At 63.8% G+C, this 25,595-nt stretch carries 19 protein-coding genes and 1 pseudogene; 8 read left to right on the top strand and 12 right to left on the bottom strand.

The window, feature by feature from the left end:
• Positions 1-112: 112 nt before the first annotated feature.
• The 3 genes from OPU71_RS12785 to OPU71_RS12775 are packed head-to-tail and all read right to left on the bottom strand — an operon-like array spanning position 113 to position 3,000.
• Positions 113-673: a glycine zipper domain-containing protein gene (locus OPU71_RS12785; protein ID WP_267728379.1), complete on the bottom strand. Its 561-nt coding sequence runs from the start codon at positions 671-673 to the stop codon at positions 113-115.
• 57 nt (positions 674-730) lie between these two features.
• On the bottom strand, positions 731-2,656 hold the full coding sequence (locus OPU71_RS12780) for a pseudouridine synthase (protein ID WP_267728378.1): 1,926 nt from the start codon (positions 2,654-2,656) through the stop codon (positions 731-733).
• Positions 2,653-3,000: an FKBP-type peptidyl-prolyl cis-trans isomerase gene (locus OPU71_RS12775; RefSeq protein WP_267728377.1), complete on the bottom strand. Its 348-nt coding sequence runs from the start codon at positions 2,998-3,000 to the stop codon at positions 2,653-2,655. The genes OPU71_RS12780 and OPU71_RS12775 overlap by 4 nt, the downstream gene beginning before the upstream one ends.
• Positions 3,001-3,387: 387 nt before the next feature.
• Here OPU71_RS12775 and OPU71_RS12770 point away from each other — a divergent pair, with 387 nt between their 5' ends.
• The 3 genes from OPU71_RS12770 to OPU71_RS12760 all read left to right on the top strand — a co-directional run bounded on the left by OPU71_RS12770 (position 3,388) and on the right by OPU71_RS12760 (position 6,470).
• Positions 3,388-3,861 (top strand): ferritin-like domain-containing protein, encoded by a 474-nt coding sequence (locus OPU71_RS12770; protein ID WP_267728376.1) that lies wholly within the window; start codon positions 3,388-3,390, stop codon positions 3,859-3,861.
• A 295-nt stretch (positions 3,862-4,156) separates the two neighbouring features.
• Entirely contained in the window at positions 4,157-5,311 is a 1,155-nt protein-coding gene (locus OPU71_RS12765) for a sensor domain-containing diguanylate cyclase (RefSeq protein WP_267728374.1), read from the top strand.
• Complete coding sequence (locus OPU71_RS12760; protein WP_267728373.1) at positions 5,301-6,470, top strand: GGDEF domain-containing protein; 1,170 nt, start codon at positions 5,301-5,303, stop codon at positions 6,468-6,470. The genes OPU71_RS12765 and OPU71_RS12760 overlap by 11 nt, the downstream gene beginning before the upstream one ends.
• Positions 6,471-6,474: 4 nt before the next feature.
• Here the strand turns inward: OPU71_RS12760 and OPU71_RS12755 are convergent, their stop codons facing one another.
• Both OPU71_RS12755 and OPU71_RS12750 read right to left on the bottom strand, forming a co-directional pair.
• Complete coding sequence (locus OPU71_RS12755) at positions 6,475-7,812, bottom strand: citrate transporter (protein ID WP_267728372.1); 1,338 nt, start codon at positions 7,810-7,812, stop codon at positions 6,475-6,477.
• Positions 7,813-8,196: 384 nt separating this feature from the next.
• A complete protein-coding gene (locus tag OPU71_RS12750; RefSeq protein WP_267728371.1) occupies positions 8,197-9,150 on the bottom strand; it encodes a D-2-hydroxyacid dehydrogenase in 954 nt (317 codons plus the stop codon).
• A 191-nt stretch (positions 9,151-9,341) separates the two neighbouring features.
• Here OPU71_RS12750 and OPU71_RS12745 point away from each other — a divergent pair, with 191 nt between their 5' ends.
• Positions 9,342-10,100, top strand: coding sequence for an IclR family transcriptional regulator (locus OPU71_RS12745; RefSeq protein WP_267728384.1), 759 nt, complete (start codon positions 9,342-9,344; stop codon positions 10,098-10,100).
• A gap of 64 nt (positions 10,101-10,164) precedes the next feature.
• On the opposite strand, the gene pbpG is transcribed toward OPU71_RS12745, so the two are convergent.
• On the bottom strand, positions 10,165-11,037 hold the full coding sequence (gene pbpG / locus OPU71_RS12740; protein WP_324256063.1) for a D-alanyl-D-alanine endopeptidase: 873 nt from the start codon (positions 11,035-11,037) through the stop codon (positions 10,165-10,167).
• On the opposite strand from pbpG, the gene OPU71_RS21245 reads away from it, so the two are divergent.
• On the top strand, positions 11,036-11,221 hold the full coding sequence (locus OPU71_RS21245; protein WP_324256062.1) for a hypothetical protein: 186 nt from the start codon (positions 11,036-11,038) through the stop codon (positions 11,219-11,221). The two genes, pbpG and OPU71_RS21245, sit on opposite strands and share 2 nt — an antisense overlap.
• Positions 11,222-11,391: 170 nt before the next feature.
• Here OPU71_RS21245 and OPU71_RS12735 read toward each other — a convergent pair whose 3' ends face one another.
• Together OPU71_RS12735 and OPU71_RS12730 are read right to left on the bottom strand one after the other, a co-directional pair.
• Positions 11,392-12,630, bottom strand: coding sequence for a patatin-like phospholipase family protein (locus tag OPU71_RS12735; protein WP_267728368.1), 1,239 nt, complete (start codon positions 12,628-12,630; stop codon positions 11,392-11,394).
• A gap of 76 nt (positions 12,631-12,706) precedes the next feature.
• On the bottom strand, positions 12,707-14,986 hold the full coding sequence (locus OPU71_RS12730) for an NADP-dependent malic enzyme (protein WP_267728367.1): 2,280 nt from the start codon (positions 14,984-14,986) through the stop codon (positions 12,707-12,709).
• Positions 14,987-15,289: 303 nt separating this feature from the next.
• Between OPU71_RS12730 and OPU71_RS12725 the strand changes: the two genes are divergently transcribed.
• A complete protein-coding gene (locus tag OPU71_RS12725; RefSeq protein WP_267728366.1) occupies positions 15,290-17,122 on the top strand; it encodes a phosphoenolpyruvate carboxykinase (GTP) in 1,833 nt (610 codons plus the stop codon).
• An 83-nt stretch (positions 17,123-17,205) separates the two neighbouring features.
• Positions 17,206-18,390: a pyridoxal phosphate-dependent aminotransferase gene (locus OPU71_RS12720; RefSeq protein WP_267728364.1), complete on the top strand. Its 1,185-nt coding sequence runs from the start codon at positions 17,206-17,208 to the stop codon at positions 18,388-18,390.
• 59 nt (positions 18,391-18,449) lie between these two features.
• Here the strand turns inward: OPU71_RS12720 and OPU71_RS12715 are convergent, their stop codons facing one another.
• Positions 18,450-19,004, bottom strand: a complete 555-nt coding sequence (locus tag OPU71_RS12715) for a transglycosylase SLT domain-containing protein (protein WP_267728363.1) — start codon at positions 19,002-19,004, stop codon at positions 18,450-18,452.
• A 114-nt stretch (positions 19,005-19,118) separates the two neighbouring features.
• On the opposite strand from OPU71_RS12715, the gene OPU71_RS12710 reads away from it, so the two are divergent.
• Entirely contained in the window at positions 19,119-19,547 is a 429-nt protein-coding gene (locus OPU71_RS12710; RefSeq protein WP_267728362.1) for a hypothetical protein, read from the top strand.
• 103 nt (positions 19,548-19,650) lie between these two features.
• Here OPU71_RS12710 and OPU71_RS12705 read toward each other — a convergent pair whose 3' ends face one another.
• The 3 genes and pseudogenes from OPU71_RS12705 to OPU71_RS12695 all read right to left on the bottom strand — a co-directional run bounded on the left by OPU71_RS12705 (position 19,651) and on the right by OPU71_RS12695 (position 25,540).
• Positions 19,651-21,111 carry a hypothetical protein gene (locus OPU71_RS12705; protein WP_267728361.1) on the bottom strand — a complete coding sequence of 487 codons (1,461 nt, stop codon included), beginning with the start codon at positions 21,109-21,111 and terminating at the stop codon, positions 19,651-19,653.
• Between the two features lie 138 nt (positions 21,112-21,249).
• Positions 21,250-22,374 (bottom strand): annotated as a pseudogene (locus OPU71_RS12700) (ribonucleotide-diphosphate reductase subunit beta); the annotation flags it as partial.
• A 298-nt stretch (positions 22,375-22,672) separates the two neighbouring features.
• Entirely contained in the window at positions 22,673-25,540 is a 2,868-nt protein-coding gene (locus tag OPU71_RS12695) for a ribonucleoside-diphosphate reductase subunit alpha (RefSeq protein WP_267728359.1), read from the bottom strand.
• Positions 25,541-25,595: the final 55 nt, after the last annotated feature.

The following is a 25,595-nucleotide window of genomic DNA, read 5'->3' as shown; positions in this document are numbered from 1 at the left end:
AAGCAAAAAGGGAACGTGTTCAACACGTTCCCTTTTTACCGGATCAGCGGGCCTACGGGCTTAACTGACTGGCATTACGCCTGACGCGGGCCTTTTAATTCTGGCGTGAAGCTCAATCGTCCCAATCGTGACCGTGCTTGCGATGCTTGTGCTTGTGTTTATTCTTGCAGTGGCCGTAGGGGCCGCCGCACTGGTAATCGTTTCTCACATAACGCGAGCTGCTTTTCGGTTCGCTGACGTTCTTGCCAATCACCGCTCCTGCCGCACCGCCAACCCCTGCGCCCACTACAGCGCCCGTCTTGCCTCCCGCTGAACGCCCGACTGCCGCGCCCGACGCGCCGCCCAAAGCACCGCCAATCATCGCACCGGTACGGCCACGTTCGTTCGAGAGGGCGCCTGCGCCAAGCGCGCCGCCAATCGCGCCACCAAACAACTCGCCGGTCTTGCCACCCACCGAGTTGCCGACCGCCGTCCCTGCTGCCGCGCCCAATCCACCACCAATTGCGGTCTGTGCATCATTCGCTTGCGCCACCGCGCTCAAGGTCAGGCCCAGCAGCAAGGCGATCCATCGTGCGTTCATACAAAACTCCGAAAACTCATGATCAATATGGGTGATTTTTCCATATTCCGCAGATTGGTCCAATACGGGATTGTTGCCAATTGCAATCGGCATAAAAAAGGCCCGGCGGCTGTCCCCGCCGGGCCTTGATCTGCACGATGCAGCGCGCGATTACTCGAAGGACTCGTCGTCGCGCAGGAAGCGCCACTGACCAAGCGGCAGATCGCCCAGCATCACCTTGCCGATCCGGATGCGTTTGAGACCAGTGACCCGCAGACCGACCAGCTCACACATGCGCCGGATTTGCCGCTTGCGGCCTTCCTTCAGCACGAAACGCAGCTGGTCTTCATTGATCCACTCAACCCGAGCTGGCCGCAAGGCCTTGTCGTCCAGCTCCAGGCCATGGTTCAGCAGCGCCAGGCCTTCATCGCTCAGGCTGCCCTCAACCCGCACGAGGTATTCCTTCTCGACCGTGGAATCGTCACCGATCAACTGCCGTGCCACCCGCCCGTCCTGCGTCAGGACCAGCAGGCCGGTGGAATCAATATCGAGCCGGCCGGCGGGCGCGAGGCCCCTGAAATGCTCAGGCTTGAGCAAGGGGCCACCATCCGGGCGATGCTGGCTGCCCAGCGTCACCAGTGACATCGCCGGCGGGTAGTCGTCTTCGGGCTGGCCCGACACGAAGCCCACCGGTTTGTGCATCAGGATTGTCGCGCGCGTGCCCTGCAGGCGCTGCGCCTCAGCCGTTAGGGTGATCTTTGCGTCCGGCTCGGCTCGGCGGCCCAATTCCTTGACCCGCTCACCATTAACCAGGACCCAACCGCGCTCGATGTACTCGTCGGCCTCGCGCCGCGAGCAGATGCCCCGCGCCGCCATCAGCTTGGAGATGCGCACGCCCTGCGGCAGAAGCTCGTCATCGTCCTCGTCGTCATCTTCTTCATGGCGGCGAGTGCGCGGTGCGGCGCCCAGATCGCGCGGCGGCTGAGGGTAACGACCCCGCTCGCCTGCCGGCCGTGGCGGCCGATCGCCCCACGCCGGGCGGGCGGGCCGATCAGCTTGCGGCGCGCGGCGCTCGTCGCGCGGCGCAACATCACGGGCGTAAGCGCCTTCACGGCGGGGCGCCCCATCGCGGTTGTAGGGGCGCTCGTCGCGGGAATAGGCGCCGTCGCGGCGCGGCGCGTCGCCACGAGCGAACGCGCCTTCGTTGCGCGGACGATCGTCGCGATTGAAGCCACCTTCCCGCCGCGGACGCTCGTCGCGCGCGAATCCCGCATCACGCCGCGGGCGATCGTCACGCGAATATGCATTGCCCTCGGGGCGCGGGCCCCGGTCGAACCCGCCACCACTACGCGGCCGCTCGTCACGGGCGAAGTTGCCCTCGCGCCGGGGGCGGTCTTCACGCTGATAGCCTGCATCGCGCGCGGGGCGATCATCGCGGGCGTAGCCGCCATCGCGTCGGGCACCGTCATCTCGACTGGAACCGCCCCAGCCGCGGGGCCGCTCATCTCGATTGAAGCTGCCTTCGCGTCGCGGGCGATCGTCGCGGTTGAAGCCACCCTCGCGGCGCGCCGGGGCGTCGCCACGCGGGCGGTCGCCTTCGTAGCGGGGCCGGTCGCCCTGATAGCGCGGGCGGTCGCCCTCTGCGCGCTCGCCTTGCTGGCGCGGGCGGTCGTTGTCGTAACGCGGGCGATCACCCTGATAGCGCGGCCGATCGCCATCCCGCGAGCCACGCGGATATTCGCCACGCGCATCGCGCTCGAAACGCGGGCGGCCACTATCGTCACGGCGCGGGCCTGAATCGGGGCGGCGGAAATCGTCGCGTGCCGGGCGGCGGATGTCGTCGTCACGATATTCGCGGCGCGGGCCGCGGTTATCGGCTTGCGGGGCGCGCGCGCGATCGCTCCATCCACTGCCGGCGTTGGTGTCGCCGTCGCGGGTACGGCCATCGTCGCGGCCACGGCCGGACGAGTCGCGCGCATCCTGCGGCGCATCACGCCGCGTGGTCATCGCGCGTTCGAACACCGCGCGCGCACGCGGGCCGGACCGCGTACCCGTCAGCGAAGGCCTGGCCGCCTTGGGCTTGTCGGGGCGACTCACGCGATTTCCAGCAGTTCAACTTCAAACACAAGCGTTGCGTTGGGCGGAATCACGCCACCTGCGCCCCGCTCGCCGTAACCCAGTTGCGGCGGAATCGTCAGTTTGCGCGCACCGCCCACCTTCATGCCTTCAACGCCTTCGTCCCAACCACGGATCACATAGCCGCGGCCAAGCGGGAAGCTGAACGGGTCGTTACGGTCCTTGCTGGAATCGAACTTGGTGCCGTCGGTCAGCCAGCCGGTGTAGTGCACCACGACCGTTCGGCCGCTCTTGGCTTCGGCGCCGGTGCCGAACACGGTATCTTCAATGACAAGGCCGCTGGCGGTGGTGATCGGTTCGGTCATGGGGAAATCTCCTGCAGAAATGGGAAACGCCGGACGGCATTGACGAGCGGCCCGGCGTGCTACGCGCGGATTATCTCACGGCCTACTGCAATAAGGTACGCCCGCGCGTCGGCCCGGCCAGGTCGCGGGATTCCATGGGCAAACACCGGCCCTGGGCGGGGGCACATCGCCCGCGCAAGTCGGCATGGCTGCACCGTGTTCTGGCGCAGCGTCCAGCCCCCTCCCCGCCCCGAAGCGGTGATGCGTCATCGCCGCCACCCCTGCACCGAATTGGGGTAAACACCAAGCAATCCGGCGCCGGCAAGTTGACCCATGTCGCTTGCATGCGCTCGCGCGAGGGCTAGATTGAGCGTGGAGCGTGCGGGTCTGCACGCAGGGGAGTGACCGATGAGCCTTCGTCAGATTCGTTCTGTGTCCGAGTTCTATTCATTCGCCATCGCGATCGAGCGCGAAGCCATAAGCACCTACAGCGGCTTCGCCGAGCGGATGGAGGCGCTGGGGAACACCGAAACCGCCGAGTTGTTCCGTGAGATCGCCCGCCAGGAGGCGGGGCACGCGCAAGAGCTTGAACGCTGCGCAGACGGCTTCCGCCTTGGCGACGCGCTCGCCATGAGCGCGCCTTCGACGAGCATCACGCCCGACGGCACGGAGATCGCGTTCGAATCGCTGGACCCACGCGGCGCGGTGGAAGTTGCGATGAACGCCGAACGGCGCGCACTGAGCTTCTACCAGAACGTCAGCCTGACCTCGCCAGACGCTGCCGTGCGGGAACTTGCCGAAGGCATGATCCTTGAAGAGTTCGAGCACCTGCGCCTGCTCGAAAGGCTCTCGCTTCGCCTGGGCGGCACCGCCAACCACTGAAAGAAGGAAACGGGCCCGGCGGCAAAGCCATCGACGCCAGTAGCCGCCCGCGCTGTTGCCCACACGTGTTCGGCCGATCAGACTCGGCCGAGCAGCGCCCCGCCCCCCTGCGCCGCACCATCGTTGTCTTGATCGCATCCATCGCGGGCCCTTCACGACCTGATACGGGACGGGTTCCAGCCCCGCGAATCGTCACGCGGCCGTGCAGGGCTGGTCGCGGTGCCGGTTTACTGGGCATACTTGGCGAGCGAGGCGCATCAGCGCACGCACCAGCCCCCACCCGCCTGAAGCGTGAATGATCGACGTACCGACACTGTTCGCCATCCTCTGTCTTGACAGCCTGGTCATCGCGGCGACGGTGTTTGCCATTCGTGCCGGCCGACTGCAGGACGGGCAGGCGAGCTGGATCGCTGCGCTGCTCTGCCAATCCGTGGCCATGGCGCTGTTTACCTGGATGGCGCTGCGCCCCCCCGTGCCCTGGGCTATCGTCGCGTCGATCGTCGCACTGTCGGCCGCCTTTTCGCTTTTCGCGGCGTCGATGGCGCAGTTCGTCAAGCGCCCCATTCCGCGAATCGCCCTCGTTCTACCCCCGATCCTGCTGGGCGTGCAGCATGTGCTGTGGATGGACGACTTCATCAGTCGTGCCCTCGCAAGCAACCTGATCCTTGCCGCGCAGTTGTTGCTCTGTGCCTGGCCACTGTGGCGCCCCACCAACGAGGGCGACCAGCGATACCGCCTGTTGGTGATCGCCAGCTTTCTGCTGGGCAGCGCCTCAACGCTGCTGCGCTTCGGGGAATTGCTGCTCGCCCCCGAACGGCTGCCGGATCTGGCCGTCAGCGAGCCAATCAACGCCTTTGCCTTCCTGCTCAATCACGCCAATCTGATTCTTGGCAACCTAGGCATTGCGATGCTGCACCGCGAACGCAACCGGATTGCTGCAGAGCTTCTTTCGACGCGCGACCGCCTGACCGAGTTGTTCAACCAGCGCAGTTTCGTGCAGCAGGCCGCGCGTGAAATCCTGCGCGCTGAGCGAGGCGGGCAAAGCGTTTCGGTGCTGATGATCGACCCTGACCACTTCCACGAAATCAACACGCGCTTCGGCTCGCTTGCCGGCGATCGGGTGCTGCAACACGTCGCGCAGGTGCTGACCGCGACGCTGCGAGGGCAGGATCTGTGTGCCCGCTACGGCGCTGAGGAGTTCGCGGTGCTGCTGGCCGACACATCGCAGGACGGCGCGATCACGCTGGCAGAACGGATCCGGGCGCGCTGCAATGAAGCGCCGGTCGGGCCGGATCGTGTGCAGTTTACGGTGAGCATCGGCATCGCCGAGCTCAATGCCGGCGAACGAGACGCCAGCGCGCTGATCGACCGCGCAGAGGCTGCACTCGCCCGCGCAAAGCAAAATGGCCGTAACCGGGTCGAACAGGAAGGGGGCCGGGATGAGCTTTGATGGCGCAACCATCATGCTCGCGGTGCTGACCACCATCGCAAGCCTGGCCGCTGGCCTGCTCTTCCTGCGCGAGAGCCTGCGCAAATCTGAAACACTCCAGCTCTGGCTTGCCGGCATGGTCATGCTGGGCTTGGGCGTGCTCGGATCGCTGCTGCAGGGCGAGTCACCCTCGGTGTTCATGATCGCGGCGACCAATCTGCTCGTTGCAAGCGCCTTGATGGCGCACTTCTCGGCGCTTTTGTCGCTCGGCGGCCGCCATGCACCGATCGTGCTGATGGCACTGCCAGTCGGCGCACTGGTGATTGCCCAGACCATGCAACCGCACGACCTGGAATCGCGCCTGATTCTCGGATCGGTGTTCGGCACCGGGCTCTACCTGGCATCGGTGGTTGCCGCATTGCAACCCGCCCAGGGGGTTTCGCAGCGGACCCGCATCGTGCTTGCAGGCGGCATGGCGCTTGGCGTCATCACTTTCAGCCTGCGGACCTACGCGGCGATCGAACCCTCACTCTCAGGCATCGCGGCAGAACTGAATCTCACGCACGGCTTGCTGCTGATCGCGTCGCTGCTTGTGAGCAGCTTTGCAATTGTGCTGGCGCACCAGGAACGTGAAGGCGAGCTGACGCATCGGCTGGCGACCCTCGATGCGCAGACGGGCGTCTATAACCGCCGCACCTTGCTTGAACTTGGGCAGCGGGAGCTGGCACGGGCGCAACGACGCGAGCGCCCGCTATGTGCGCTGCTGATTCGCGTTGACCAATCGAATGCGCTGAACGGGCAAAGCGCCCCGCATGGCGACGAGCGCGCATTCAAACACCTGGCCGAGCTTGCCGCCGCCACCTTGCAGCGGCAAGACCTGTTTGGCCGCCTCGGCCAGCGCGAGTTCTGCGCGGTGCTGCCTGACACCGCACTGGACGGCGGCGCGCAAGTGGCCGAGAGACTGCGGATCCGCGCCGAAACGGCGTCCGCGACGGAATGCGGGGTTGCCTACACACTCAGCGTGCAGGTGGCCACCCGCGCGCGCAACGAGCTGTCGTTCGCGCAGCTGGCCGACCGCGCTCACCACGCGCTTCGGCGCAGCACCGCCAGCAACTGCGTCACCAGCGATGCGGAAGAAGGCCCGCAAACGCGAGCCTTCATCACCCAGACCGACGCCTGAGCGATCAGTGCTGCGCGCCGGCGACGGCCGGTGCGGCGGCCTTGTGCGGCGCATGGGGGTGCCACCCAACCACCGCCATCATCACCGCAAAGCCCACCACATAGGCCAGGGCCACATACCAGCCGTGGCGCAACCAGGCGCCCACCGAGCGGGCCTGCGGAAACTGGCTTGCCAGCGCCACCCCTGCTGACGACCCAAACCACAGCATCGACCCACCAAAACCAACCGCGTAGGCCAGCACACCCCAGTCGTAGCCGCCCTGGCGAAGCGCCAGCGCAGTCAGCGGAATGTTGTCAAAAACCGCCGACACAAAGCCCAGACCAAACGCGGACTGCCAGGACGCCAGCGGCAAGCGCTCAACCGGCATCAGCGAGGCGCAACCGACGAGCGAGAGTAGGAAGATCGTTCCCTTAATCGTTTCGGGCATGATCTCCCAGTCGGGCCGCCGCAAGCCGCTGGTAAGCAAGAGCACCAGCCAGACCGCAATACCGATCACCGGCACCGCATCAGCGAGCCCGGGGAAACTGACGTTCGCGAGCACGTTGGCAATGATTGCGGCCGCCAGGATACCACCGACGATTCCAGTGCGCAGCCAGTCGATATGTGTGCGCTGATGCACATGCTTGATGATGGGCGAATAGCGTTGCTGAATGATCGCGGCGGGAATCCCGCACACCACCAAGGCGACGATCGCAGCCACATAGGCATGCAAGACATCGGCCGGGGCCACGCCAGCAATCCACATCATCGTCGTGGTGGTATCGCCCACCACCGAACCGGAACCGCCCGCATTCGACGCCGCCACGATGCCGGCCAGATAGCCAACGTGCACGCGCCCGCGGAAGATCTGGTGCGCCATCGCGCCGCCAATCAGCGCAGCGGCAATGTTGTCGAGAAAGCTTGAGATCACGAACACCATGATCAGCATGACAAAACCGCCCTTCCAGTCGTCCGGAAGGATGGCCGGGAGCACCACCGGCACGCGGGTCTTCTCGAAGTGGCGTGCCAGCAGCGCAAAGCCGGTCAGCAACAGAAACAGGTTTGCCAGCGTCACCCACTCATGCGCGAAGTGCATGCCAAGACCGCCGAAACCGTCGCCATGCTTGAAGCCGGTGAAGCCGAGCTTATAGGCCACGATCACCAGCAAGCCGGTCACCGCCACCTTGAGCGTGTGGTCGTGAAACAGCGCAACGCCCAGCAGGGTCAGCGCGAACAGCACGAAATCGAACGGCACCGGGCCGATCAGAATGCCGTCTGCCGCCAGCGCGACGCCGGGGAGCACCGCCCCCATCGTTACTGCAGCCACCTTGAGCAGGCGCACGCCTGCGATCGGATTACTCACAACTCACTCCCATCAGAAGGAACATTGAAAGGGCCCACCCGCGGCCCCAAACGCGATCTGCATCCGGGGCAACGCCGATCAGCGCCACCATCACTCGCTCAGCATTCTCCGCTCGCCCAGCCCGGCCCCCGGGCGCGCCATGTAGGCCAGCAGCCCTCGCTGGCCCTCTGTCACGCCAGCGGGCTTACGCGCCTTGACGCCGCAAGGGCGTCTTGCAGGGCGGCGCTTTGGCCGGGTACAGACAAGAAACTCAAGCGGATTGTCGTAGACCCCACGCCAGGTATTGATCCCGACCCCAGCGACTACAGGGCGGCCGACGCTGCGCAAGATCTCAGCACACGATTGCGCAAGCTCCATGCCAGTCAGCGCTGGCGCCGCGCGGCATCATGCCACCCGGCTGACCGGCGCGCCGCGCAGGTAGGCCTCGATATGTGCCACGGCGCTGTCCGCTAGGCGCTGAACGGCGGACTGCGAAGCCCAGGCCATGTGTGGCGTGATGATCAGGTTCGGGATGTCCGGCGCAAGCAGCGGATGATCGCGCGGCGGCGGCTCTTGCGAGAGCACGTCGAGCGCGGCACCGGCTATTTGCCCACTCCGCAGCGCATGTGCCAGCGCAAGCTCGTCAATCAACCCGCCGCGCGCGGTGTTGATCAGCACTGCATGCGGCTGCATCCGTGCAAATTCGGCGGCGCCCATCAAGTGCCGCGTCTCCGCCGTCAGCGGGCAATGCAGCGAAACCACATCTGCACGGGCCAGCGCGTCCGTGAAGGGAAGATAGCCCTCGCGCGCGCTCGCAACGCCCTTGCGCTCGGCCTTGAGCACGGTCATGCCCAAGGCTTCGGCCAGGCGTGCAAGCCCTGCGCCCAAGCCACCGAAGCCGACAATCGCCAGGCTGGCGCCGTGAAGATCCGCCACCGGCCGATCAAAGAGGCCGAACGTCGGCGCCGCGCACCAGCGCCCGCTGCGCACATCATCGACATAGGCCATGAGCTGGCGCCGCAGCGCCATCATCAGCATCAGCGCGTGTTCGGGCACCGCGTTCACCGCATAGTCACGGACGTTGCTCACAATGATGCCGCGCGCACGACACGCGGCGAGGTCAACGTTGTCGGTGCCGGTTGCGCAGACCGAGATCATCCGCAGCGCGGGCAATTGATCGAGCACCGCGGCGTCGAGCCGGCACTTGTTGATCAGCGCAACCTCGGCGCCCTGCAGGCGCTCGACCACTTCGCCCGGCGCCGTACGCGCATGGTCCACCCACACATGCGGCGCATTCGGGCGCGGAATCGTCACCGACAAGGACGCAGATTCAAGCGAAACCACCTGGCGCATCGACATCAAAACCTCACTCCCATGGATCAGAACAGCCCAACTTACTCAACACGCGCGCGCACTCAGCTGCGCAGCGCTCATTTCATAGCGCGAAACATTTCGCAATGCGATATGATGCGCACCTCACCTGCTTAATGAATGCCTCCATTTTGGCCACCGAAGAACCTAAAGCCTCATCCATTCAGGTGATCGAGCGAATGATGACCCTGCTCGACACGCTGGCAAAGCACGCAGAGCCGATTCCGCTCAAACAACTGGCCGCGGAGACCGGGTTGCACCCGTCGACCGCGCACCGAATCCTTGGCGCGATGACCTCGCGCGGATTCGTCGAACGTGTTGATGCCGGGGTCTACCGACTCGGCATTCGCCTGTTGCAACTGGGCAATGTCGTGAAGTCGAGAATCTCGGTGCGAGAAACCGCCGTGAGCGCGATGCAGAAGTTGCACCTTGCCACCGGCGAGAGCGTGAACCTGGGCATGCGCGATGGCGATGACATCGTTTACGTCGAGCGCACCTCAAGCGGCCGCTCGGCTGTCCGTGTGGTGCATATCGTCGGCGCCCGCGCGCCCCTGCACACCACCGCCACCGGCAAACTCTTCCTCGCCGAAGAATCCGCCGAACGCGTTGCAGACTACGCGCGCCGCACCGGCCTGCCGCCCTCCACTTCCAGTTCGATCACGACGATCCCCGCGCTGGAAAAAGAGCTGGAGCGCGTCCGCCGGCACGCCGTCGCCTACGACATGGATGAAGTCGAGAACGGAGTGCGCTGCATCGCATCGGGGATCCGCGACGACTCGGGCGAACTGGTGGCCGGGCTGTCACTGTCCACACCAGCCGACCGCTTCAACCCCGACTGGGCTCCGCTCGTGCTTGAAACGGCCGAAGAGATTTCGGCCACCCTGGGCTATGTCAAACCGGATTCGCTTGGGCGAAGCGTCCCGCCTGGCCGCCGCTGAGCACACACGAAAACAAAACAAAAAGCGCGCCACGGCGCGCTTTTTTCTTGGCGATGGGCAGGTGTCAGCCCGCCGGCACCCGCCCCACCAATTGGGCCTGATGCGATACCGCACCTTCGATCCAGCGCTTGATGCGCTGCGCGTCGGCCACGCGGGTGAACTTTCCAACCGAATCGAGCAACACGATCACCATCGGCTTGTCGGCCAGCCAGGCCTGCATCACAAGGCAACGCCCGGCTTCATTGATGAAGCCCGTCTTTGACAAGCCGATCTGCCAGTCGGGACTCTTGACCAGCCCGTTGGTGTTGCGGAAGGTCTGCGCACGCCCACGCACGTCGACGATCTCTTCATCGTCGGTCGAAAACTCACGAATCAGCGGATAGTGGGTCGCCGCGGTCACCATGCGGGCCAGATCGCGCGCCGATGAAACGTTGTGCGGATTCAGCCCGGTGGAATCGTGGAAGGTAGTTTCAACCAGCCCCAGCGACGCAGCCTTCTGATTCATTGCTGCAATGAAAGCCTCGATGCCACCCGGATAGTTGCGGCCCAGTGCGGCGGCGGCACGGTTCTCGGACGACATCAGCGCAAGGTGAATCAGTTCCTCGCGCGTCATCGTGGTGCCCACAATCAGGCGCGAGCTGGTGAACTTGAGCTTGTCGGTGTCGTCTTCGGTGATCGTCAGCGGCTCGGACAACGAAAGCTTCGCGTCGAGCACCACCATGGCCGTCATCAGCTTGGTGATCGATGCAATCGGCAGCACCGAAGTGGCATTGCGTTCGAGCAGCACCTTGCCCGAACCGACTTCCTGCACGATGAAGGCATTGGACATCAGCAACGGGTTCCCGTCCCGATCCACTTCATTGACGATCCGCAAGGGCGCAGCCTTCGCTGACTTCGTATCACGATACAAGGCGCGCGCGGCAGTTTCGCGCTTCATGGATGAGGATTTGGCCGAGGTCTTGACCATGGCCCCGCGCGACATCGAACGCGCCTTTGCCGGGCTGGCCTTGGCCGACGTGCGCTTGGCCGAAGCAGCCTTGGCGCTCGAAGTCTTGCTCGCAACCTTCTTTGTTTTCGCGCTCGGCTTGGCTGCAGACTTGGGCTCTGCCTTGCGCGACTGAGCCTTTGACGAAGCCTCTTTGGTCGCAGCCATCGCTGGCGACGAAGCGAGCACGGCGGCAGCCAGCAACGCGGTAATGAGCTTCGATGTTTTCATGCTTCCCCGATCCGGCCGGCAACAAGACCGGACTACTTCATTGATACGTCGATTCTAACAAAAACTCAAGCTGAATTAAGCAGATAGCGCGCCAATTTCAGATTCGATCTCAGCATCTTGCTCCGCCGTCATGGCGCCGAATCCGCTGCGACGGGGGCGGTAGCTCGCCTTCACCGTTGCCGGATCCAGCCGCAGGAACTGGATCAATTCTGCACGCCGCATCATTGCATCGCGGTAACCCAGGTCGATCAATGCTCGCGTGTAGGACTGCTCGAACAAGAGGTACGACAGCACCGCAGAGCCCGAACGACTGCCCGCGCCCACGCCTCTGAGCATCACGCGCATCGGCAGAGGCAGGGCCTTGAAGTGCCGTGCGGCCAGATGATCCAGCCGTTCGGACGGCGATATCGCCAATGTTTCGATCGGCTTGAGTCCGATCCCCAGTTCTTCGCGCAATTGCGGCGGAATCTTGTCGACCGTGCTGTTGATGCGCGCGAGCCGTTCCAGATCCACCGCGAGGCTGTCGAGAAAGATCGACGACAGTGCGTGGCCGGCGATCTGCGCAGGCGAAGGGTAACTGTCGCCGCGGGAACGGCGGGTCTCGTCCTTCGCGCGGCCGGCGCCGATCACGAGAATCCGGGTCGCGCCCATATGCACCGCTGGCGACACCGGTGCGAGCTGGCGCATGGAACCATCGCCGAAGTACTCGCGGTTGATACGGATCGCCGGAAACACGAACGGGATGGCGCTGGACGCGAGCAGATGCTCGGCGTTCAGACGTGTGGGCACGCCGACGCGCGCCGCCCTGCGCCAGGGCCGGACACTTTCAGCCGCCTCGTAGAAGGTGAGGCTCTCACCGGTTGCGTAACCCGAGCAGGTTGCACTCACGGCGTAGAGCGCGCCGCTTTCGATCGCCCGGCCGATGCCGGCGAAGTCGACCTTCTCATTCAGGAGCGCCCGCAACGGCGCGTTGTCGAGCAAGGAGCGCGGGCCACGCTTGAGCAGCCAGCCCCACAGCAGCGTGCCGCCCCAGGCGAGCGCCGACTTGGTGACCGAGAGCGTGTCGGACCGATAGATGTGGTGGGCGTGAAAGTGGCGCCAGATCCACGCCAGGCGCCGCACGCTCTGATCAAAGTGCTGGCAGTGCGAGGCCAGCGCCACCGCATTGATGGCGCCCGCCGAGGTGCCGCAAAGAATCGGAAAAGGATTCTCTGCCCGGCGCCCCCAGAGCTCGCGAACAGCCCACAGCACGCCCACCTGGTAAGCGGCCCTTGCGCCGCCCCCGGTCAGAACCAGTGCCGCCCGATCGTCCATGCCGCCCCCTCTTGCCTTTTCAGACAGGATTTGCGGCATTCGGCCCCGCAAGCTTTAGCGCGATGCGCGCCGCCGCTCACTTGCCGCGCAGCTGCCCGGCCTCAACCACCGTTAGCGCCGTCATGTTGACGATGCGCCGCACCGTCGCGGTGGGGGTCAGGATATGCACCGGCTTGGCCGAACCCAGCAGAATCGGCCCGACCGTCATGCCATCGCCCGCCGCCGTCTTGAGCAGGTTGAACGCAATGTTGGCGGCGTCGAGTGTCGGGAAGATGAGCAGGTTGGCATCATCGCGCATGCGCGCGTTGGGGAAGACCTGCAGCCGGACAGCCGCATCAAGCGCCGCATCACCATGCATTTCGCCCTCAACCGCCAAGCCCGGATGCCGCTCATGCAGCAGCGCGAGGGCCTTGCGCATTTTCTCGGCGGTGGGCGTGTCGTCGGTACCGAAACTTGAATGGGACAGCAGCGCCACGCGCGGCTGGATGCCAAAACGGCGCACCTCTTCGGCCGCCAGCCAGGTCATTTCAACCAGTTGCTCGACCGTCGGGTCGTAGTTCACATACGTGTCGCACAAGAAAACCGTGCGGCCCGGCAGCGCCAGCAGGTTCATCGCGTAGCAACTGCCCACCCCCTCGGCGCGGCCCAGGACATTCTCGATGAACTTCAGGTGCAGTTGATGCATGCCGGATGTGCCGCAGATCAGGCCATCGGCGTAGCCGAACTTGAGCATCAGGGCGCCGATCAGGGTGGCGCGTCGCCGCACCTCGCGCCGTGCGAACTCGACCGATACGCCACGCCGCTCCATCAGCGCGTGGTAGCTGGTCCACAGCTCGCGGTAGCGCGGATCGTCGTCCTGGTTGACCAGTTCGAAGTCGAGCTCCGGCCGCAGCCGCAACCCGAATCGTTCGATGTAGCGGGCAATCACGTCTGGCCGCCCGATCAGGATCGGCCGCACAAGCCCTTCGTCGACCACCGTCTGCACCGCGCGCAAAACACGCTCGGATTCGCCTTCAGCAAAGATGATCCGTTTCGGCGCCCGCTTGGCCGCCGCAAACACCGGCTTCATGATCAAGCCAGACTGCCAGACGAAGTTGTTCAAGCTCTGGCGATACGCGTCCCAATCGCTGATCGGCCGCGTTGCAACGCCTGACTCCATCGCGGCTTGCGCGACCGCCGGGGCAATCTTGACGATCAGGCGTGGATCGAATGGCTTGGGGATGATGTACTCGGGCCCGAAACCGGCAACCTGCTCACCGTAGGCGGCCGCCACGATGTCGCTATGCTCGGCGCGGGTGAGTTCGGCAATCGCGCGCACGGCCGCCAGCTTCATCTCATCGGTAATCGTGGTGGCCCCCACGTCCAGCGCCCCGCGGAAGATGAACGGGAAGCACAGCACGTTGTTGACCTGGTTCGGGTAGTCGGAGCGACCGGTGGCAATGATTGCGTCTTGCCGCACCGCCTTCACCTGCTCGGGGAGGATCTCCGGTGTCGGGTTCGCCAAGGCCAGAATCACCGGGTTGGGCGCCATCTTTGCCACCATCTCGGGCTTGAGCACGCCGCCGGCAGACAAGCCAAGAAAGACATCTGCCCCCACGATCACATCCGCCAAGGTGCGCGCCGAAGTGTCCTTGGCGAAGCGGTCTTTCACCGGGTCCATCAACACCGTGCGCCCCTGGTAGACGACACCCTCGATATCAGTCACCCAGATGTTCTCGACCGGAATCCCGAGCATCACCAGCAGATCAAGGCAGGCCAGCGCCGCGGCCCCCGCGCCGGAAGTCACCAGCTTGATCTTCGACAGATCCTTGCCGAGCAGGTGCAAGCCGTTGAGCAACGCGGCCCCCACCACGATCGCGGTACCGTGCTGGTCATCGTGGAAGACCGGAATGCTCATCCGCTTGCGCAGTTCGCGCTCGATGTAGAAGCACTCGGGCGCCTTGATGTCTTCAAGGTTGATGCCGCCGAAGGTCGGCTCGAGCGAGGCAATGGTCTCGATGAGCTTGTCCGGATCCGCCTGCGAGAACTCCAGGTCGAACACATCGATGCCTGCGAACTTCTTGAACAAGACCGCCTTGCCTTCCATCACCGGCTTTGCGGCAAGCGGCCCGATGTTGCCGAGCCCCAGCACGGCCGTGCCATTGGTCACGACACCGATCAGATTGCCACGCGCGGTCAGCGTACTGGCCTGCGCCGGGTCATCGACGATTGCATCGCATGCGGCGGCAACGCCCGGCGAATAGGCGAGCGAGAGATCCTGCTGGTTGGTGAGCGCCTTGGTCGGCGTAACGGCAATCTTTCCGGGCCTTCCGGCGCGGTGATACTCGAGTGCTGCGGCTTTGAGGCGGTCATCCATCGCGTGTCTCCCGAAGTTGCACTCAGCTTTTCACGGCACCGGCGCGCCGTGATTCGACTTCGCGGCAGGATTCTAGTTGCCCGCGACACTGGGTTAAGTACTTAGTTGTGCTCACAACCCCTGCGGCGTAGACTTCAAACAACTGTTCCAAACGGAACACCCACCCCGCGCACCTGAACAACAAAAGCTTTCGCGCGGGCGCTTGAGCGTCGTTTCTCTCCTCCCACCGACGCCGGGCCACGGTCGGAACCCTTCCGAGGGGTCTGGGCGTGCCATCGAACACGTGGTAACCAGGAGAGACTCATGACTACGCGCCTTCCCGAAGCGGCACTCACTTCCGCTCCGGACTTCGTTCGCCACGCCCGCCTGAAACAATGGGTGGCCGAAGTTGCAGCACTCACCCAACCCGATCAAGTCGTCTGGTGCGATGGTTCCGCAGAGGAATCAGCGCACCTGTGCGAAGAAATGGTCGCCAGCGGGCAGATGATCCGGCTCAACCCGGCCAAGCGGCCCAATTCGTTCCTGTGCCGCTCAGACCCCTCTGACGTTGCGCGTGTCGAAGACCGCACCTTCATCTGTACAACCGACCCTCACGACGCAGGCCCCACGAACAACTGGGAATCGCCTGCAAAGATGAAGGCAACCCTCACCGACCTGTTTGCCGGTTGCATGCGCGGCCGCAGCCTGTATGTGATCCCGTTCTCGATGGGCCCGCTGGGCAGCCCCATCTCGCAGATCGGCGTCGAGATCTCCGATTCACCCTACGTCGTGGTGAACATGCGGATCATGACTCGCATGGGCCGCGCGGTGTACGAGCAACTGGGCGAGAACGGCGAGTTCGTACCCTGCCTGCACTCCATCGGCGCGCCTTTGCAGCCGGGCCAGGCGGATTCGTCCTGGCCGTGCAATCCGACCACCAAATACATCTGCCACTTCCCCGAAACCCGCGAGATCTGGTCATACGGCTCGGGCTACGGCGGCAACGCCTTGTTGGGCAAGAAGTGCTTCGCACTGCGTATTGCATCAACCATGGCGCGCGATGAAGGCTGGCTGGCCGAACACATGCTCATCCTGGGCGTGGAAGACCCGAAGGGCGAAAAGACCTACGTCGCCGCGGCCTTCCCGTCCGCCTGCGGGAAGACGAACTTCGCCATGCTGATCCCGCCCGAGGGCTTCGACGGCTGGAAGGTCACCACCGTCGGCGACGACATTGCATGGATCAAGCCCGGGCCGGACGGTCGCTTCTACGCGATCAACCCCGAGGCGGGCTACTTCGGAGTGGCCCCCGGCACCAACCAGAAGACCAATCACAACGCGATGGCCTCGCTGCACGCCAACGTGATCTTCACCAACGTGGCGCTGACTGACGACGGCGACGTGTGGTGGGAAGGCATGAGCGATGAAGTACCTGCCCACCTGATCGACTGGACCGGGCAAGACTGGACGCCTGGCTGCGGGCGCAAAGCGGCCCATCCGAACTCGCGCTTCACCGCGCCGGCAAACCAATGCCCGTCGATCGACCCGAAATGGGAAGACCCGACCGGCGTGCCGATTGCCGCCTTCGTGTTCGGCGGGCGCCGTGCCAGCACGGTGCCGCTTGTGTATCAGGCCTTCAACTGGAACTTCGGCGTCTACATGGCCGCGACACTGGGCTCTGAGACCACTGCGGCGGCTTTCGGCCAGCAAGGCGTGGTGCGGCGCGACCCATTCGCAATGCTGCCCTTCTGCGGCTACCACATGGGCGACTACTTCAACCATTGGCTCAAGATCGGCCACACGGTTGAGCACACGCCGCGCGTGTTCTGCGTGAACTGGTTCCGCATGAACGACAACGGCGACTTCATGTGGCCCGGATTCGGCGAGAACATGCGCGTCCTCAAGTGGATCGTCGACCGTGCCCGCGGCGCCGTCGGCGCGCGCGAAACCGCGCTGGGCTGGATGCCCAAGTACGAAGACATCGAGTGGTCAGGCACAGGCGTGAAGAAGGAAGAATTCGAGGCCCTCACGGCCATCGACGCGAAGGCTTGGCGCAACGAACTGGGCCTTCACAAAGAATGGTTCGACAAGCTCGGCGCGCGCCTGCCACGCACACTCCAGTTGCAGCGGGAACTGTTCGAAGAAGCCATTGGCGGCTGAGCCCACCGCGACCAACCCGCACCCAGCGACGCCACCTTCGGGTGGCGTTTCTTTTTGATTGGTCTGCGGCGTAGAGTACGTGGATGACCGAATACACCGCCTCCTTCGCTGCAGGGCCCATCGCCCGGCGCGCGCTCGAAATCGAACCTTTTCATGTGATGGAGTTGCTCGCCCGCGCGCAGGCGCTTGAGGCGGCCGGACGTGACATCATCCACATGGAGGTCGGCGAACCCGACTTCCCCACCCCAGCGCCCGTAATCGCCGCTGCGCAGGCCTTTCTGGCTGGGGGCCAGGTCCGCTACACCCCGGCACTTGGCCTGCCCGCGCTGCGGGAGGCCATTGCGCAACACTACGCTGCGCGATTCGGCGTCGCGGTCAACGCCCGCAACATCATCGTGACCGCAGGTGCGTCGGGCGCGCTACTGCTCGCGCTGGCCGCCCTGACCGAACCTGGTGATGAATGGCTGATTCCGGATCCGGGCTATCCATGCAACCGCTACTTCGTACGGGCATTCGAGGGCCACGCCAAGCCCTTGCCCGTGTACGCCGCCGATAACTTCCAACCCACACTGCCGCAAGTACAAGCAGCCTGGACGCCGAAGACACGCGGCATCATGATTGCCAGCCCTTCAAATCCGACCGGCACCACCATCTCGCGCGGAACCCTCGAAGCCGTGAGCCGGTACGTCAAGGCCCGCAACGCGGCCATTATCGTCGACGAAATCTATCAGGGCCTTTGCTACGACGGCGAACCGCAAACCGCGCTGTCGGACAACGGTGACGCATTCGTCATCAACAGCTTCTCGAAGTACTTCGGCATGACCGGCTGGCGCCTGGGCTGGCTGGTCGCTCCCGACGCATACCTGCGCGAGATCGAAAAACTCGCCCAGCACTTCTTCATCAGCCCATCAACGCCGGCGCAGCATGCTGCACTGGCCGCCTTCGCGCCGGAAACCACCGCGATCCTTGAAGAGCGCCGAACAGAACTCGGGCAACGACGCAACAAACTAATCGAAGGCCTGCGTGCGCTGGGCTTCGCGATCCCGGCGGAGCCATCCGGCGCGTTCTACGTGTACGCCGACTGCAGCCGACTCGCCGCCGACAGCTTCGAACTTGCGCACCGTCTGCTTGATCAAGCGGGCGTCGCAAGCACGCCGGGGCGCGACTTCGGCATGCAAGCCCCGGAGCGCTGGCTTCGTTTCGCCTACACGGTAAACGAAAGCCGCATCGCCGTCGCGCTGGAACGCATGCGCAGGGCGCTGACTTGAGCACGCCAGAAATGAAAACGCCGGCGCAGGGCCGGCGTTTTCATTGAAGCAGTCAGAACTTATCTCGCTGACGCCACTTTCGCGCCTTGACGCATGGCGATCATGAGGCGCTGCTTCTCGGCGATCACCTTGTTGGCGTAACCCTCGGTCGGATCGTCGATCGCGCCGCCGTACTGCTGCAATCCCGCCACCAGCGAGCCGTTGCGACGGATGTACTCCTTCAGCACCTGGGCGCCGACGCGGATGTTCTCGGTCGGGTCCAGCAAAGGTGCCTCGGCAAGGCTTCCATCGATCTTGTCTTGATGGAAGCGCGGCACAACCTGCATCAAGCCCTGTGCTCCGAAGGGGCTCTCGGCAAACGGGTTGAAGCTGGACTCCACCCCCACCACGGCAACGATCAGCAGCGGATCAACCCCTGCGGCATGCCCCGCCCTCTGGGCGGCAACGATCAGGGGCTCCACTGCCGCGCGCGCAACACGATAACGACGCGCGAGGTAGTCGGTGACGCGCTCCATCTCTGGCGAGAGCTTCTCCGGGTGCTCTGGATCCACCAGGGCCAGGTCCTGCTCGGTTGCAGTCAGATCGGACGGGGTCAGCGTGTCCTCGGAAGCCACGGAAGCTTCAGCCTGCCCGAACAATTTATTGAGCGGAAGGCCGCTCCAGCCTTGGTCGAAAACACGCATCCCAAACACGAGGGTTACCACCAGCCCTGCAACGAGAAGACTGCCATGAGCAAAATGCAGGACAAAGGAACCAACGTGCCGGGTAAATGCCGCGACGCGAGTTGCGTAGATCATCATTCCTCCTCTGAGGCTCTGACGGAAAACTCGCCCGAACAAACTGAAGAACACAAGGAAGCCCGCTGCCCAAGCTCAAACGGCTGGATCAATCAGATGCTTACGTGTTGTCAGCGCGCGGGCGACACCGCGCAAAGTGGTCAAGGGTCGATCGAGGTGCAGCGCCGCAACCAGACGAAGCACCGACTAAACAGCGAAGAAAACTTGGAACGAGACAGAAGCTGGCGGTCTGTTCGCTTCAATGAAATAACTACTGCGATGTATCTATCGCAACCAGACGATCCGCAGTCTATTGATTCGACACGGAATTGTCAATCTGGCGGGAAGCCGCGCCCCGCAAGGGTGATGCCATTGACATAATCTGAAGAGGCTGTGCCGGCGCGACCCTCAAGGCCGCCCGCCCAATGCCGAAACAAAAAAGGCACGTGCAAGCACGTGCCTTTATGCCATCAAGCTAACGCTGTCAGGACGGGCGCGACCCGCTCGGGAACGGCCAGGCCGCAGTCGGGTTCAGCGATGACTTGAGCCCTGGCGTTGCTGCGGTCGACGGCTTCGCATCCGGCTTGGCCGCGTCTGCAGGCTTCGCATCCGCGGCCGGCTCTGCGGCTTCCACCTTCGCGGCGTCGGCGGCAGGCTTCGCGGCTTCCGCAGCAGGCGCCGCGATCGGAGCAGCCGGCGCAACTTCTGCCTTCTTGGGTGCCGATTTCTTGGTTGCCGGCTTCTTCACCGCAGCCTTCTTTTCCGCAAGCTTCTCAGCAGGCTTGGGCTCGGCGGGCTTGACCTCAGCCGCTTTGACTTCTGCCTTCGCGGCCGCAGGCTTGCTCGCAGCCTTCTTCGCCGCGGGCTTGGCTGCTGCAGGCTTTGCCGGGGCGGCCTTTGGCGCAGCGGGCTTCGCTGCAGGGGTCTTGGCTGCTGCTTTTTTCGCGGCAGGCGCGACAGCCTTGACGACTGCCTTCTCTGCCTTCGCAACCGCTTTGGTCACTGCCTTCTTGACCTCAGTAGCCTTGGCTACCGCTTTCTTGGCCGCCTTCTGGACAGCCTTCTCAGCGCCTGCCACCGCTTTCTTGGCTTCGGCCACTTTCTTGGTGGCCGTCTTCTTGACCACCTTTTCCGCCTTTACGACAGCCTTCTTGGCAGCCGTAACCTTCGCTGCGGCGGTCTTCTTGACGGCCTTCTCAGCCTTGGCGACCGCCGTCTTCACTTGGGCGACGGCGCCGGTGGCCTTCTTGGCTGCCGGCTTTGCTGCGACTTTCTTTGCTGCCGGCTTGGCAGTCGCCTTGGCAGCCGGCTTGGCGGCCGTCTTAGCAACCACCTTCTTTGCGGCAGGCTTCGCAGCAACAGCCTTCTTGGCTGCCTTGGGCGCGACAGCACGGGTTTCGATCGGGCGCTTGACCGTCGTCTTCCGCTCAGTAACTTTGGCCGCCGGCTTGGCCGCAGCGGGTTTCTTCGCTGCAGGCTTCGCAACGGGTTTCGCGGCCGGCTTCTTTGCCGCCGGTTTTGCTGCCGGCTTTGCGCTGGCCTTGGCGGCTGGCTTTGCTGCGGGCTTGGCTGCCGCCTTCTTCGCGGGCGCCTTCACCGCCGCTGCCTTGGTGGCAGCAGGTTTCTTTGCCGCGGGCTTGGCTGCTGGCTTTGCCGCCACCGCCTTCTTGGCCACAGGCTTCGCCGCCGCTTTCGCGGCCGGTTTTGCAGCAGCCTTGGCCGGAGCCTTGGCGGCCGGCTTCGCAGCCGCCTTCTTCACCGCGGGCTTTGCCGCAGCCTTTGCGGCAGGCTTCGCGGCGGCCTTAGCCGCCGGTTTTGCGGCGGCCTTCGGCGCTGCCGCTTTCTTGGCGACCGGCTTGGCCGCAACTTTCTTTTCTACCGGCTTTGCCGCGGCCTTGGTGGCCGCCGGCTTCTTGGTCTTGTCACTGCTTTTTGCTGTTGCCATGTCACCCTCCATCGAAGCGTCGTAGGTCAGTCAATGGGTACGCCACCCCAAGGGGAGTAACGCGCCGCTGCCGCACTTTGTGCGGCGTTAAGAAAACTGGAACTGCGTTGTGCGAGACGAAAGGGTGTGACCAGTGACTCAATCCCAACTGAGCGCCCCTCCCGTCTGGTACTCGATCACTCGCGTCTCGAAGAAATTACGTTCCTTCTTCAGGTCAATCATCTCGCTCATCCATGGGAACGGGTTCTCCGCCCCGGGATAGATCGTGTCGAGTCCGATCTGCTGGCAGCGACGATTCGCGATGAACCGCAAGTACTCTTTGAACATTGATGCGTTCAGACCCAATACGCCGCGCGGCATGGTGTCTTCTGCGTAACGGTACTCAAGCTCGACACCTTTTTGCATCAGCGCGCGAATCTCGTCGCGGAAGGCCGGCGTCCATAGATGCGGGTTTTCGAGCTTGATGGTGTTGATGAGGTCGATGCCAAAGTTGCAGTGCATCGACTCGTCGCGAAGGATGTACTGGTACTGCTCGGCCGCGCCGGTCATTTTGTTCTGGCGACCGAGCGCGAGGATCTGAGCGAAGCCCACATAGAAGAACAAGCCTTCCATGATGCAGGCGAATACGATCAGCGAGCGCAGCAGTTGCTGGTCTGCTTCGGGCGTACCAGTCTTGAAGTTCGGGTCCGTCAGCGTCTCGATGAAGGGGATGAGGAACTCATCCTTCGCGCGGATCGTCGGGATCTCGTGGTAGGCGTTGAAGATCTCGCCTTCGTCCAGCCCAAGCGATTCCACGATGTACTGGTAGGCATGGGTATGAATCGCCTCCTCGAACGCCTGGCGCAGCAGAAACTGACGGCACTCCGGCGCGGTGATGTGGCGATAGGTACCCAGCACAATGTTGTTCGCGGCAAGCGAGTCTGCCGTGACAAAGAAGCCGAGATTGCGCTTGACGATGCGGCGCTCGTCTTCGGTGAGCCCATTCGGGTCTTTCCACAGCGCGATATCGCGCGCCATGTTCACCTCTTGCGGCATCCAGTGATTCGCACAGGTGGCGAGGTATTTCTCCCACGCCCACTTGTACTTGAACGGCACGAGCTGATTGACGTCGGTTGCGCCGTTGATGACTCGCTTGTCGGCGGCATTGATCCGACGGAGCGGTTCGAGCATTGCATCCGTTGCTGCAAACGCGGATGAAACCGACGACGACGCGCTGGCCTCGGCCGCGCGGGCTTGTCTGCGAACGTCAATTCCGAGATCGTCGTCAAAATTCAGCATGCCAATATCCTTTAGTTCAATTTTCTGTATCGAGCAACAAATTTCTGCAAGATGTTGTTTCGCCAAGACGCAAGGCTGGCGCGGGTTTCCGCGAAGTTGTGCGTCACCCGACGCGCAGCAGGAACGCCGAAACCCGCATGAACCCTAGCTTTCCTGGCGACACCCGGAGAGCCTTGCTGCGCGCCGCTCTCCAGCGGGCACGATCTCTGACAGCCAACTTCGCATTGCCGCGCGTCCGAAAAAATATGGAGCACGCTCCCGCCAGGGTCGGAGCCTCATGTGCCTACTGGCAGGCTTCACAGTCGGGGTTATCGATGCTGCAAAACTTCGCCGGCTCACTTGCGGGATTGATCGCTGCACTCGTGGCCGTAGCACCAAGCCCACCGCCTACCGGCACTGCATTGAGTTCGCCACCGCGGCCGGTCGACTTCTCTGCCGACGTCGCCCCCAGCGCACGCAGGTAGTAGGTTGTCTTCAGACCGCGTAGCCACGCGAGCTTGTAGGTTTCATCAAGCTTGCGGCCAGATGCGCCAGCCATGTAGATGTTGAGCGACTGCGCCTGGTCGATCCACTTCGCGCGACGCGCAGCACATTCCACGATCCACTTAGGCTCCACTTCGAACGCGGTTGCGTACAGGCTGCGCAGGGCTTCGGGGATGCGATCGATCTTCGCAAGCGAGCCGTCGAAGTACTTGAGGTCGGCGATCATCACCTCGTCCCACAAGCCAAGCTGCTTGAGGTCGCGCACCAGCGATTCGTTCACCACCGTGAACTCGCCCGACAGGTTCGATTTGACGAAGAGGTTCTGGTAGGTCGGTTCGATGCAGGCATCAACACCCACGATGTTGGAGATCGTTGCAGTCGGTGCAATCGCCACGCAGTTCGAATTGCGCATGCCGACCTCGCCAATGCGGCGGCGCAGCGCGTCCCAGTCCAGCGTGCTCGCCGTGTCGACTTCGAGATAGCCGCCCCGCTCTTCGGCCAGCAGCTTGAGGCTGTCGAGCGGCAGGATGCCGCGGTCCCACAGTGAGCCGCGGAAGCTTGAATAGCGGCCGCGCTCCTCGGCCAGATCGGTCGAGGCCCAGTAGGCGTAGTAGCACACGGCTTCCATTGAGCGATCGGCGAACGCGATCGCATCCTCCGACGCATACGGGATGCGCTTGGCGTGCAGACAGTCCTGGAAGCCCATGATGCCGAGGCCGACCGGGCGGTGTTTGAGGTTCGAGTTACGCGCCTTGCCGACCGCGTAGTAGTTGATGTCGACGACGTTGTCGAGCATCCGCATCGCGGTGCGGATGGTGCGGCGCAGCTTGTCATGGTCGAGCTCGCCATCCTTGCCCAGGTGTGCGAGCAGGTTCACCGAGCCGAGGTTGCACACCGCTATCTCGGTGTCGGACGTATTCAGCGTGATCTCGGTGCAGAGGTTCGAGCTATGCACCACGCCGACATGCTGCTGCGGCGAGCGGATGTTGCACGGGTCCTTGAAGGTGATCCACGGATGCCCGGTCTCGAACAGCATCGTCAGCATCTTGCGCCACAGCTGCAGCGCCGGCATACGGCGGAACAGCTTGATGTCGCCGCGATCCGCGCGACGCTCGTACTCGACGTAGGCTTCCTCGAAAGCGCGGCCGAACTTGTCGTGCAGATCCGGCACGTCGGAGGGCGAGAACAGCGTCCACTCGGCGCCTTCCATCACACGCTTCATGAACAGATCCGGAATCCAGTTCGCGGTGTTCATGTCGTGCGTGCGGCGGCGGTCGTCGCCGGTGTTCTTGCGAAGTTCGAGGAATTCCTCGATATCGAGGTGCCAGGTCTCCAGATACGCGCAGACCGCCCCCTTGCGCTTGCCACCTTGGTTCACGGCGACTGCGGTGTCGTTGACCACCTTGAGGAAGGGGATCACGCCCTGGCTCTTGCCGTTGGTGCCCTTGATGCGGGCCCCGAGCGCGCGCACCGGCGTCCAGTCGTTGCCAAGGCCACCGGCGAACTTCTGCAGCAGCGCGTTTTCCTTGATCGCCTGGTAGATGTCGTCGAGGCTATCGTCCATGGTGGTCAGGTAGCAGGACGAGAGCTGCGAGTGCAGCGTGCCGGCGTTAAACAGCGTCGGCGTCGAGCTCATGAAATCGAACTGCGAGAGCACGTTGTAGAACTCGATCGCGCGCGCTTCGCGGTCGATTTCGCCGAGTGCAAGACCCATCGCCACGCGCATGAAGAAGACCTGCGGCAGCTCGATGCGGCGCTCTTCGATGTGCAGGAAGTAGCGGTCGTAGAGGGTCTGCAGCCCGAGGTAGCCGAACTTCAGATCGCGCTCGGCCACAATCGCGGCGGCGATCCGCGCGAGGTCGAACTGGGCGAGCTTCGGATCAAGCAATTCCGCTTCAATGCCCAGCTTGATGTAGCGCGGGAAGTACTCGGCGTAGCGCATTGCCATATCCGCCTGGCTGACTTCTTCGCCGAGCACCTCGTCGCGGATCACATGCAGTTGCAGACGGGCCGTGACGTAGTTGTACGCGGGCTCCTGCTCGATCAGGGTGCGCGCGGAAAGGATCAGTGCCTTGCGCACCTCGTCCAGCGGCACGCCGTCGTAGAGGTTCTTCAGGGCCCCATCAAGGATCGCGTCAGGCCTGGTCTGCTCGGTCAGCCCCACGCAAGCCGCCGCCACAAGCTGAGCCAGGGCGTTGCGGTCGAGCGGGCGCCGTTCGCCACGATGCGTGACGTTCAGCGCGGACTCCTGCGGCGCAGCCTTCGCCTTTTGCGCACGTTCGGCCGAGCGCTTTTCGCGATAAAGCACGTATGCGCGCGCCACATCATGTTCGCCAGAGCGCATCAGCGCCAGCTCGACCTGATCCTGGATGTCTTCGATGTGGAAGGTGCCGCCGTGCGGTTGCCGACGAACCAGCGCACGCACCACTTGCTCAGTCAGGCTGCCGACCACTTCACGCACGCGCGCCGACACCGCGCCGTGCGACCCCTCCACCGCCAGAAACGCCTTCGTCACGGCAACTGCGATCTTTGAAGGCTCAAAGCCCACCACGGCGCCATTGCGCCGGATAACCTTGAAATCGCCGAAGCGCTCGGCCTCGGGTGCGCCTTCGAAATGCGGGGCTGCAAGCGCAGGCTTGGCGGCCGGCTCGTTGGCAATGGACTGCATCGGACTCTCCTGTTTTCGGGGTTGCCTGAAGACTGCTTCGGCAGCGCACTCGTTT

The organism is Niveibacterium sp. 24ML (assembly GCF_026586805.1).
Classification (GTDB): domain Bacteria; phylum Pseudomonadota; class Gammaproteobacteria; order Burkholderiales; family Rhodocyclaceae; genus Niveibacterium.
The sequence above is the reverse complement of the archived record's forward strand: the minus strand, read 5'-3'. Positions and strand labels throughout refer to the sequence as shown.